This is a genomic window from Bacillus cereus group sp. N6, assembly GCF_016483705.1.
GTDB lineage: Bacteria > Bacillota > Bacilli > Bacillales > Bacillaceae_G > Bacillus_A > Bacillus_A wiedmannii.
Window position 1 is genome coordinate 1 of the sequence record NZ_JAEHBI010000020.1, and the last position, 11767, is coordinate 11767.

The window sequence follows — 11767 nt, forward strand, 5'->3', positions numbered from 1 at the left end:
ACTCAGTATTTACAAATGAGAGGCATATGAAACTAGTAAAATTAAAAAAGCTTCCGTGAGGAAGCTGAGTAGTTACATAATTTATTTAATTGATTCATTTGATCAATACCCGATAAATCTTTAACTTTATTACGCGTTAATACTAAATCTTTTAAAGGTAATGAATATAACGGTTTAATATCTTCAATTTGATTACCTGCTAAAGTTAAGTATGTTACATTTTTCAACGCGCTTAATGGAGCAACATTCGTAATTTTATTATTTGCTAAATTCAAGTAATCTAGTTGTTCCATTTTCGCTAATGCTGTTACGTCTTCTATTTGGTTGCCTGATAGATATAAACTTTTTACATTTTTCATTTCAACGAGTGGTGCAACGTTTGTAATTTTATTATTACTCAAATCAAGAGATGCTAAATTATCCAGCTTAACAAGTGGTGTTACATCTGAAAATTCATTACCACGCAAAGCTAAATGATTTAATTGCTTTAAATTAGCAAAGAACGACGGATCTGTTATCTTCGCATTCGCAACTGTTAAAGATTTTAAATTTGGCATATATTTTAATGCACTATAATCAAGAATCTCATTCGTGTTTAAAAACAAGTCCTTTACTTGTAATAACTCCTCTTTCGTAATTGGTGTATTTAAATCTTTTCTATTAAATACTTTTTTATTAACAAGTTCTCTTAATTTGTTATCTGTTATCATATTTTGACTATCAACTGAACGATCCGTTTCCGTATTGCCTGAATTAGAGTTATCATCTGGTTTCTCTGTTTCTTTGTCACCTACAGTTGGATCTTTAATTTCAAATTGAACTTGATATTTGTGATCATATCCGATGGCCGGAATAAGTATATGCATTTGCATATTATGCTTCTTCTCAAATTCGCCAATTTCAAATTGGACCACTTTCGTTCCATTTTTCCTCTTATCTTCTGATAAAACTTTCACATCTTGAAATACACCAGGTTGGTTTTTATCCTCTATTCTAAGATATTGAAAATAATCGCTATCTTGTATTGTTACAGTAACGATTTTTTTCCCATCTTCAATTGCTACTTTAGGATTTTTTATGTACTGAGAAACCATAGATGGCTCATCTTTTTGATCCTTATATATTTTAATCTCAGTATCGTATGTACGTTCACTAGCTGCTGCCACCGACTGGTTTGCTTCAGCTTTTAGTGCTGCTAATGCGGGAGTAGAGTATGTAGCAAATGGAATTGCTAATGTTGTGGCTACTACTAGCGCCTTAATATAACTTTTTTTCAAAATAATATCCCCTATCATATATAATTTTCATAATTGATAAACGTTATCAATTATATACAAATAAATGATAATGAATATCATTATCATTGTCAATGGTAATATTACACTAAGTTTATATTTCCAAAGATAAAAAATAAAAAACCCTTTAATCAAAGGGCCTTTTTACCTAGCGTATGAAGAATTTCACTTTTTTCTTTTTCATTAATAAAACCAATTTTTTGCAAAATATTTGCATACAATACAAGTTTATTATATATCCGTTCTGACATGCTTCTCCCTTCTTTCCTTCGACCAACTTTTTTTGTATTGGTAAATTATATGAAAGAGATGAGAAAATGTGTCCACTTTTTGCATACATACAAATCTTTTATCCCGCTATTTGCGGACAGTAAAACTCCCACCTCAAAAACAGGTGGGAGTTCAATTTATTTAGCAAATTGTCCATTGAATATTATGATTTTTGACTTCCTCTTCAAAACTATAGGGCATTTTCTTATCACAAATTACATGTTGAATACGTGAAAATGCTGCTATTCGGTAATTTCCTTTTACCCCTACTTTTGTATGATCACATAAAATATATGTTTTCTCCGCTAATTTCAGCATCGCTTCTGACAGTTTCGCCTTTTCTAATTCAAAACTAGAAACCCCAAAACCAGGTAACAATCCATCAATCGAAACGAATGCTTTATGAAAATGAAATTGCTGGATTACTTGCTGCGAAATAGAACCTGACACACGTGAATGCTTTGGAGATACTTTTCCACCAATAAATAAAACTTCACCGTGAAACATCTTTTTATTAATAGAAGAAATTAATTGTGTAGCTACTGGAAATGAACTTGTTACAATCGTTAAATTTTTACGATGAACAAGATATGGCACCATTTGAAGTGGTGTACTTCCATCATCAATCGCAATCACATCCCCATCTTCCACAAACGTTGCTGCTTTATACCCAATTCTCTTCTTCTCTTCTATATGCAGCATCTCTCGTTCTAACATTGGTGCCTCTATTCCAGCTCCCGGAAGTTGGACGGCTCCACCATACACTTTCTTCAACTTCTTTTCACGATCCAATTCTTCTAAATAACGACGAATCGTCTCTGTTGATACAGCAAACTCTCTCGCTAACTCTGAAACTTTTACTTTCCCTTTAAACTCTACCTTCTCAAGAATGGTTCGCTTTCTTTCTTCACCTACTACAGACATAGCTTCACCCCATTGATTTCTACCTCATACACTGCCTTACTTATACAAAGTTATAACTTTCTTTTTCAGTTAAAATTTCTTCATGAATATGAATACCACGCTTTTTTAGTTCATCAAAAATAATTTGTGGATTTACAAAAGCTTCCTCAGGTGTCACAACACCAACTTTATTTACATTCCCTTTTGCGATTAACTCTGTAGCAATCCCAAATGGAATACCGACGTTTCTCGTATAAGCTCTTAATTTTTCCCACCCTACAACAGAACCATCAGATAACGGGTGTGTATGATATAATATGTGCCTTTGTTTCTCATTATTTTTCATACCTATTACTTCTACATGAAGTGCATAACCGTAAATTTCTGTTTCTTTTCCTTCTTTCGATTGCAATAAATACTTCGAAATACAATCCATAATACCAATTTCTTTCCCATTTATGTCAACCAGATCATTACGCAATATACCATAATCATATAAAGCACGTACGAGCTGCATATTTTGCTTTGGCCAAGTTCCTCTCGTCTCTATCAGTTTGACGCCTTTATTTTCTAGTGCTTTTGCTAACGTAATCGTTTCAGAATGCGGTATTATATACTGCGTTGCCTTACCATAAGGCGCCGGTAATTCAATTTCTCTTGGACGCGCAAACGGAGGTACTTGCTTAAACTCACCATCTTCATATACTGTACGCGATGGTAAATGTGGATCATATTCATATGTCGTTGTTTCTGTAATTGATGCAGAAAAAGCAATTGGACGGTACGAGCCATGACTTACACGTACTGACTCTACAGTATCTAGCTGATTTGCTGCATGCATTGCCATCATTTGCGTTACACCTGGCGTCATACCAAAACCGGGTAAACACGTTTTTTCATTTTGAGCAAATATAGAATGAGATTCATTTTCTTCACCAAATCCATTCAAATTCACACCGTGACAACCCGCTTCTGCAATACATCGAGTAGACAATCCATTTAACTTAATTGTCGTACCGTCCATTACAATGTCATAACCTTTCATTTTTGCAACCGTATCCTCGTGATTCGTTACATCTACTTTCACAAAATCAACACGAGGATCATTGAGCCATTCTACTACTTTCAGGCCCTCTTCTTCATTAAAATCAGCTACTGTAATCGCCTCAAAAGATGAAAATTGCACTAAATCTAAAATTGCTTCACGACAAATTTTACCTGCTCCCCCTAAGCAAAATACTTTCAACCTATAACAACTCCTTTAGCAATACTATCAACTAAGCGATGGATATCTGCCTCATGTACATCACCGATATTTCCAATGCGGAATGTATCTACTTTTGAAATTTTACCTGGATAAATAACAAACCCATCGCACTTTAATTCATTATATAACTGCCCAAAATCAAACCCCTCTTCTGGATAAATGAAGGATGTAATAATAGGCGATTGATATTTTTCATCTACTAGTGGCTTAAATCCGATTTCTCTCATTCTATTCACTAATATTTTTTGATTGTTATAATATCGATTGTAACGCGCTTCTACTCCGCCCTCTTTTTCTAATTCAAGTAGTGCTTGATAAAAAGCGTGTACAACATGTGTAGGTGACGTAAAACGCCATTTCCCATTTTGATTTTCCATCGTTTCCCACTGATCAAATAAATCTAATGATAATGAACGTGCCTGCCCTTTACATTTCACCAATTCATCGCGCTTTGCAATAACAAAGCCGAATCCAGGAACCCCTTGAATACATTTATTCGCACTACTAATTAGAAAGTCAATTTGCAACTCAGCGATATTTATTTCAATACCACCAAAACTACTCATTGCATCAACTAGTGTTACTTTTCCGTATTGCTTCCCTAATTTACATACATCTACAATTGGATTGATAATACCTGTTGTTGTTTCACAATGAACAACTGCAATATGTGTAATCTCTTTATCTTGTTGCAATATCTTTTCTACCTCTGCAATATTAGTAGGCTCCCACTCTTCTGTTTGACTGACCACGACATCTATATGTAACAGCTCTGCCATTTGTACAATTCGCTTACCGTACGCACCATTTGTACATACGAGCAGCTTTCCATTTTTAGGAACGACAGATCCAATCACTGCTTCAACTGAAAACGTACCGCTTCCTTGCATGAGAACAGTTGTATATGTCTCTTCTTCCTTCGTTGCTAACGATACAAGCTTAGCTCTTACCTCTTGTACCATTTTGTTATATTCAGCATCCCACGTACACCAATCGTATAACATAACTTCTTTTACTGTTTTGGTTGTTGTTAATGGTCCAGGCGTTAATAATAAATAGTGATTTTCAGTCATGATCCTATTCCCCTTTTATGAAATAATAAGTTCTTGTTTCTCGATATGTTCCATTACGTTTTCGAGTTCCTGCATCGTTTCTATCGTAAAGTGCGCCCCATTTTCAACGAAACGATTGCGAACTACTTCTATTTTTTCACGAAGTTCTACCGGATCCATATTCTCCACTTCCTCTTCAGTTAAGCCGAGTTCGCTACTGCCGAGAATTACACCCACTGTCCACATACCAGCATTTCTTCCCTCTTTCATATCTGATACCGTGTCTCCAACTTTTATCATATGATTCATTGGATATACACCAAGCTCCATCGCATTTTTATAGCACATCCACGGATACGGACGACCTGCTGGAACATCATCTGGTGTTACAAGAAAATCAGGTTTATACCCTTGTAGTGCTGCTTCTTTTGCTACAATGTCCATCATTTCTCTCGTATAACCAGTCGTTGAACCAATTTTAATTCCTCTTTCACGTAAAGAAGCAATCACTTCTTTTACTCCATTAATCGGCGACGCATAGCGCGGTAAAATAGTGAAGAGAATCTTTTCGAATTCTTCATACATCTCCTGAATGTCTGCTTCTGTTGGTAATTGTCCGAAAATACGATTCCACTCACTCGCAATACGAGGCATCTCTGTTAATGCCCTAACATGATCAATTTTCAATAATCCCATTGGCTTACGGGCTTCTTCTGCAGTAATTGCAACACCGCGTTTATGGAAAATCTCCATAAATACTTCCAGTGGTGCAAAACATCCGTAATCAACTGTTGTACCTGCCCAATCAAAAATAACTGCTTCTACTTTCATCTAATCCATCACCCTTCTTATTTATCTTTTTTGCCATTGTGACGTTCGGTTACGAAGTGCTTTCGTTCCCCATTCATATACAACTCTCACTACAATATTTGTAACAACAATAAGTACACTCATTGCAGCTGCTGGTGCTACATTTCCTGCATCATCCATATTTACAATTGATACGGCAGCTAGTTTAAAATCAGCTGCATACAGGAATACAACTGCTGAGACAGTTACCATTGAATTTACGAAGTAGTACATTACCATTTCTAAAATGGCTGGTAAACACATCGGTACCGTAACTCGAAAGAATGTTTTATAAAACGGTATCCCCATCGACTGTGAAACAAGTTCAAACTCTCGGTCCAATTTCTTTAAAGCTGTCGTTGCCGTAACAAATGTTACAGAATAAAAATGAATGATATTGACTAGTACTAGCACAGCAATTGTTCCGTATAGAGAATGGAACGGGTTCGTTACGGAAAGTCCAAAGATTTGTATTGTTGGTTGACTAAAGAAGAAGACGTAGCCTAACCCAAGTACTAAACCTGGTATCGCTAAAGGAACGATAGAGAAAAAGTAACCTGCTTTTCGGAAAAATTGTAGCTGATCTATTTTCTCAATCGCATAAGCGAACATAAATGTTAAAACCGCTCCAATAACTGCAGTAATTGCTGAAACAATTACGCTATTTTTAAATGCTTCAAGTCCATCTCCTGTTAAACTGGAAAAATTGAAATGCTCAAATGTAAAGCTCATATTATATGGCCATACTTTCACACTTGCAGCAATACCAACTGCCACAAATAATAGAATGATCATAAGCGTTACTACGCTACAATATACGAATGAAATAACATCTCGTTTCTTATTATTTATTATTCTGTAAGGTACTGATTTGGAAGATAAGAGATTCGCCTGCTTTCTTTGCGTAATGCGATCAACTGCAAAGGCAAATATAGCTGGGATTAATAAAATCATTCCGACAGTTGCACCCATCGGCATATTTTGCTGCCCAATTACTTGCTTATATACGTCAGTAGCAAGTACATTATATTGCCCACCAACAATTTTTGGTGCCCCAAAATCAGTGAAACTAAGTGTAAACACAACGAACATCGCACTAATTAATCCGTACTTTACACTAGGTAAAGTAACAGTGAAAAATTGCTTTGTTTTACTCGCTCCTAACATATTAGAAGCTTCATATAAACGATAATCAGAGCCTTGAAAAGCAATTAATAATATAAGAAATGCTTGCGGAAATGTATACATGACTTCAGCCATTACAATTCCTACTGGTCCATATAAAGGGATTTGTATCCCTTCAAACAAACCAAACATTCCTTTCGTTACTAACCCTTGATTACCAAATAAATATGTAAATGCGATACCATGCATCATCGTTGGTGCGAATAATGGTAACAACGCAATATATTGAAATACACGCTTTCCAAACACATTCGTACGAGCGATCGCATAGGCGTAAGCGAAAGCGAGTGTTACTGCAATAATTGTTGTCGCGCCCGAAATCCATATCGTATTTTGTAATGATTGAACTAGCGTTGGTGTTGTGAAATATTTACTGAAATTCGCAACACCAATGAAAGCTCCATCTTTATCATAAAAAGCTTGTGTAAACAATTGTAATAGAGGTAATACAAGCATGATCAAAAACGCGAGAAGCATACCAATAATTAATAGTCTTTGTATCCACTCTTCTTTACCGATACGTCTCTTAATCTTTTTTTTCGTACTTTCTACCTTGAAATCTTCTAACATCTCCATCTATACAATGACCTTCTTTCCATATGACAACATATGATTTTCTAAGAAAGAGATTTGAATCGGCTTTCCTTTTCTAATTGCGGTTGCTTCTACTTCTGATGCCAATATATCCACTACAATTTTCTCGTTATAAAGATGTGTTTTTTCTTCTACGACCCGCACTTCCGTCCGATATACAGATCCGCGAAATTCCATGCTTTCCACAACCGTTTTAATACCATCCTTTTGTACAACTGTTACATGCTCAGGACGAATTGCATGTTCTTCATTGTTTTTCGAAAAGAAATTAATAGAACCAATAAAATCTGCCACAAATGGATTGGCTGGTCTTTGATAAATCTCCTCTGGTGTGCCAATCTGCATAATTTCCGCATGATTCATTACAACAATTTTATCGGCCATCGTTAATGCCTCTTCTTGATCATGCGTAACCATAATAGTTGTTACTCCTACTTTTTCTTGCAAATCACGCATTTCTCTACGTAACTTTTCACGCACTTTTGCATCTAAAGCAGATAATGGCTCATCGAGTAACAAAATATCCGGAGACAGAGCGAGCGCACGTGCAAGTGCTACTCGCTGCTGTTGTCCACCAGACATTTGAGCAGGATATTTATCTTTTACATTCAGCAAATCTACAAGTTCTAACGCCTCTAGCGCTTTCTCTTTTACTTCTGCTTTTCCATATTTTTTTGTCTTTAAGCCATATTCAATGTTTTCAAGTGCTGTTAAATTCGGAAATAATGCATACGATTGAAACACCATTCCGAAATTCCTCTTTCCAGGAGGTAATGCTGTAATATCTTTTCCATCCACAGCGATACTACCTGTTGTTGCCTCTTCTAGCCCTGCTAAAATTCGAAGCAATGTTGTTTTCCCACAACCACTTGGGCCTAATAAACATACAAACTCATTTTTTTTCACAGTAAAAGAAATATCTTTTAACGCTGTAAATGCATCAAACTGTTTTTGAATGTGTTGAATTGATAAATATTCGCTCATTTTTTCTCTCTCCCACTCACTTACTTTTTCGGTTCTGCTTTTTGGCCAAACTCTTTTTCCCATTTTTCTAAAATTTTGTCACGATTTTCTGCTGCCCATTTAAAGTCATTCTTTTTGTATAACTTTTCTGTCACATCTTTAGGGAATCCATCTGGAAGTTTATAATCATTTTTAATTGTCGCGAATCCATTTTTCTCGAAGTATAACTTCATTACATCATCAGTAATTGCCCAATCTAAAAATGCTTGCGCTAATTTTTCATTTTTTGCATTATCTTTTTTAATAAGTGCGTTCGCTTCTACTTCCCAACCTAATCCTTCTTTCGGCAATACAACTTCAACTGGTGCACCTTTTTGTTTCTCTTTCAAAGCACTATAAACCATTGATACGCCAACTGGATATTCACCTGCGCCTGCTAATTTCGCTGGTTTTGAACCTGAATGAGTATAAGTTGCCATATTATCATGAAGTTTCTTCATGTAATCCCAGCCTTTATCTTCACCCATAATTTGTAACCATGCAGAAACTGTTAAAAATCCTGTTCCAGAAGAAGCTGGATGTGGCATAACAAGCGTTCCTTTATATTCTGGTTTCGTTAAGTCTTCGTATGATTCTGGCATCGGTAAATTCTTCTTCTTTAATTCTTCTTTATTTATAGCAATCCCCGTCATAAATGCCGTATTACCTACCCATTTTTCTGGTTGCTTATCATCTTTAAATTGCGGAAGAACACGATCCGCTCCTTTTGGAGAGTATCCTTTTAACATATCTTTTTTATCTAAAGCTAATAGACTAGACGCTGCTGTTCCCCATACAACATCTGCTTGTGTATTTTTTCCTTCAGCTAGCAATTTCGCTGTAATAACTCCAGTTGAATCACGAACAATATTCAGTTTCACATCTGGATATTTCTTTTTAAAAGAATCAAGATAAATTGGTACAAGTTCTTCTTCAATCGCTGTGTAAACAGTTAATGATCCAGATAATTTATCATCCTTTACTTTTGCCCCAGCACTTTCTTCTTTCTTTGCACCACACCCCATTAATAACGAAAATACCATTCCAGTTGCTACAGCTTTAAAGATTGTTTTTTTCACTGTCTCTCTCTCCTTTTATAAATCTTATGTACAACTCTAATATAAACAACTAGTGTAAAAGCAGTATTAAACCAACATTAATCTTTTGTTTGTTGTTTGTTTTTGTGTAATACGTTGCTACTTCTATGTTTTTTCGCATTTTTCTGCTAATAATGAACACTAAATTTACAAATAATTAAAAAAACCTTTATAATCCCACAAAAAAATGAGGCGTTTGTAAAAAACGCCTCATTTTTGTTTACCTTTTTTTGAATTACGATTTGCATACTTCGCGCTATTTTCTCCTTCATACTCTAATGCAAATTCTGCATCTGGTAAGCTTTCTTTCGGAGTTTTATTATTGTTGATTGCCGCATTTTGTTTCACTTTTCTTTTTACCAATACATTCACCTGCTCTCAAGAATTCACTTTCTACTCTAGTTTGAAACAACATTAAATAATTATTACTGGCAAGTGTTAACAAGTACATAAGGCCGCTAGATGGAAATACTACCTATGAAAAGAACATTAGAAAAGGGGCGATTATTTTGAAGAAGAAAGATAAAATCCAGTCACCAATTTTAGATGAAACGCTCCCGCATCAAATGAATTTCCCATCTTTTAAAGGAACAGGAAAGAAGATGCAACAACCTTTCATAAATCAATATGACGTCGTAATCGGAGACAGTAAATATGATTCCGAGAATAGTCCACTTCACAATTGGACTGATGAAGTAGACCCTGCCATTATGGCTGGAGAAGAATGGATTCATCCTACAAATGATATTGGGTGGATTTCAGAAGAAAATCAAGAGTTGCTAAAAAAAGAAGTGGATAATAAAAATGAGGCTTTTATGCATCCGCAATTTGGCATTAACGACTAAAAAACCATTCTACCTCACATAGGTAGAATGGTTTCATACTATCCAATAATAATTCTCTCTTTCGGGTATTTATAGCGAGGTGGCTGTTCTCTTCCCCCACTAGCCAGTATAAATGTTAAAATACCGACACGCCCAATAAACATAAGTACAATGAGTACAAGTTTACCAACAGTTGTTAAATCTGGCGTAATACCTGTCGATAGCCCTGTCGTTCCGAAAGCAGAACACACTTCAACAATTAAACTCATAAGCGGTACATTTTCCGTAATAGATAAAATAAAGAGTGCTGTGGCACATAATAAAATCCCCATCGTCATAACGACAGATGCTTTTAGCACGTCTTCTTCATGTAACTGACGTTTGAAGACTCTAACCGTTCTTCCACCTCTTGCAAAAGTGTATAACGATAATATACTAACAGCAAATGTTGTTGTACGTATTCCGCCCCCAACCGAACTTGGAGATGCCCCTATAAACATTAATATACTCATAAATAAAAGCGTCGGTTGTGACAATTCACGTATATCCATTGTAGCAAGTCCACCGCTTCGCGTCGTCACAGATTGGAATAATGTATAGAAAACTGTTTCATGCCATGACTTTCCTGCTAAAAATTGATTTCGTTCTAGTAAAAAAATCATAATGGTTCCAACGATAACGAGGGCAAAAAATGTTGTTGTCGTCAATTTTGTAAATAACGAAAAGCGGAATAATTGCTGTCGCCTTTTACTAAAGAATTGCTTTATTTCCATTAACACCGGGAAGCCAATCGCTCCTAAAACAATAAGTAACATATGAATCATTTGCACAATATAATCTTTTTTGTACGGAATTAGTGATTGTCCAGTTAAATCAAATCCGCCGTTCGTGGTTGCACTAACAGCGGCAAAGAAACCGTGAAAATAAGCTTCTTGCCAAGTTGGAAAATAAAGTAGAAATCTTGTACCTAATAGTATCGCTCCGATAAGTTCTATCGAAATAATTACAATTAAAATAGAACGCATCAATTCTACAAGGCCTGATAAATTCCCTTGATTATGGTCTGCCATAATGAGTCTTCTTCTCTGCAAACCGATCTTTTTCCCCGTTATAATCCAAACAAACGTACCAAGTGCCATAATTCCTAAGCCGCCTAATTGTAAAATAAGGGCTAACATAATAATTCCTGCCGTAGTAAATGTATCTGAAATTGTAACAACAGACAGTCCCGTAACACTTACCGCACTAACAGATGTAAAGAGGGCATCGATAAATGTCCATTTCACACCAGACTTCGTAACAAACGGGAAACTAAGCAATATCACCGATACAACTACTGCTAATAAATAAAATAAAACAATGAGTTGTACAGGACGTAATTTTTGTAAAAATTTTTTTATATCTCTCATTCCATCACTTCGCTACCTTT

At 35.6% G+C, this 11767-nt stretch carries 10 protein-coding genes and 1 pseudogene; 1 reads left to right on the forward strand and 10 read right to left on the reverse strand.

The window, feature by feature from the left end; all coding sequences use genetic code 11:
• Positions 1-77: 77 nt before the first annotated feature.
• From JDS99_RS15505 to JDS99_RS15545, 9 genes and pseudogenes are all read right to left on the reverse strand, one after another.
• A pseudogene (locus JDS99_RS15505) lies at positions 78-1277 on the reverse strand (NEAT domain-containing protein); the annotation flags it as partial.
• Positions 1278-1706: 429 nt separating this feature from the next.
• On the reverse strand, positions 1707-2489 hold the full coding sequence (locus JDS99_RS15510; RefSeq protein WP_000117659.1) for a DeoR/GlpR family DNA-binding transcription regulator: 783 nt from the start codon (positions 2487-2489) through the stop codon (positions 1707-1709).
• A 40-nt stretch (positions 2490-2529) separates the two neighbouring features.
• Positions 2530-3714 carry a saccharopine dehydrogenase family protein gene (locus tag JDS99_RS15515; protein ID WP_088608353.1) on the reverse strand — a complete coding sequence of 395 codons (1185 nt, stop codon included), beginning with the start codon at positions 3712-3714 and terminating at the stop codon, positions 2530-2532.
• Entirely contained in the window at positions 3711-4808 is a 1098-nt protein-coding gene (phnW, locus tag JDS99_RS15520) for a 2-aminoethylphosphonate--pyruvate transaminase (RefSeq protein WP_046957075.1), read from the reverse strand. The genes JDS99_RS15515 and phnW overlap by 4 nt, the downstream gene beginning before the upstream one ends.
• 15 nt (positions 4809-4823) lie before the next feature.
• Positions 4824-5618 (reverse strand): phosphonoacetaldehyde hydrolase, encoded by a 795-nt coding sequence (phnX, locus tag JDS99_RS15525; RefSeq protein WP_046957074.1) that lies wholly within the window; start codon positions 5616-5618, stop codon positions 4824-4826.
• A gap of 21 nt (positions 5619-5639) precedes the next feature.
• Positions 5640-7397, reverse strand: a complete 1758-nt coding sequence (locus JDS99_RS15530; RefSeq protein ID WP_142293430.1) for a putative 2-aminoethylphosphonate ABC transporter permease subunit — start codon at positions 7395-7397, stop codon at positions 5640-5642.
• Positions 7398-8399: a putative 2-aminoethylphosphonate ABC transporter ATP-binding protein gene (locus tag JDS99_RS15535; protein ID WP_088608354.1), complete on the reverse strand. Its 1002-nt coding sequence runs from the start codon at positions 8397-8399 to the stop codon at positions 7398-7400.
• Positions 8400-8419: 20 nt separating this feature from the next.
• The gene (locus tag JDS99_RS15540) at positions 8420-9496 is read right to left on the reverse strand and encodes a putative 2-aminoethylphosphonate ABC transporter substrate-binding protein (protein ID WP_000750887.1); all 1077 of its coding nucleotides are present in this window, start codon (positions 9494-9496) and stop codon (positions 8420-8422) included.
• A 228-nt stretch (positions 9497-9724) separates the two neighbouring features.
• Entirely contained in the window at positions 9725-9877 is a 153-nt protein-coding gene (locus JDS99_RS15545; protein WP_000240799.1) for a hypothetical protein, read from the reverse strand.
• A 146-nt stretch (positions 9878-10023) separates the two neighbouring features.
• Here JDS99_RS15545 and JDS99_RS15550 point away from each other — a divergent pair, with 146 nt between their 5' ends.
• A complete protein-coding gene (locus tag JDS99_RS15550; RefSeq protein ID WP_000725963.1) occupies positions 10024-10359 on the forward strand; it encodes a DUF3905 domain-containing protein in 336 nt (111 codons plus the stop codon).
• A 38-nt stretch (positions 10360-10397) separates the two neighbouring features.
• Here the strand turns inward: JDS99_RS15550 and JDS99_RS15555 are convergent, their stop codons facing one another.
• The gene (locus JDS99_RS15555; protein WP_088062567.1) at positions 10398-11747 is read right to left on the reverse strand and encodes a TrkH family potassium uptake protein; all 1350 of its coding nucleotides are present in this window, start codon (positions 11745-11747) and stop codon (positions 10398-10400) included.
• Between the last annotated feature and the right edge of the window lie 20 nt (positions 11748-11767).

Bases quoted from the DNA above. Each gene is read 5' to 3' on its own strand.
- phnW (WP_046957075.1), bottom strand. From the start codon at position 4,808: ATGACTGAAAATCACTATTTATTATTAACGCCTGGACCATTAACAACA.
- JDS99_RS15510 (WP_000117659.1), bottom strand. From the start codon at position 2,489: ATGTCTGTAGTAGGTGAAGAAAGAAAGCGAACCATTCTTGAGAAGGTA.
- JDS99_RS15535 (WP_088608354.1), bottom strand. From the start codon at position 8,399: ATGAGCGAATATTTATCAATTCAACACATTCAAAAACAGTTTGATGCA.
- phnX (WP_046957074.1), bottom strand. From the start codon at position 5,618: ATGAAAGTAGAAGCAGTTATTTTTGATTGGGCAGGTACAACAGTTGAT.
- JDS99_RS15555 (WP_088062567.1), bottom strand. From the start codon at position 11,747: ATGAGAGATATAAAAAAATTTTTACAAAAATTACGTCCTGTACAACTC.
- JDS99_RS15530 (WP_142293430.1), bottom strand. From the start codon at position 7,397: ATGGAGATGTTAGAAGATTTCAAGGTAGAAAGTACGAAAAAAAAGATT.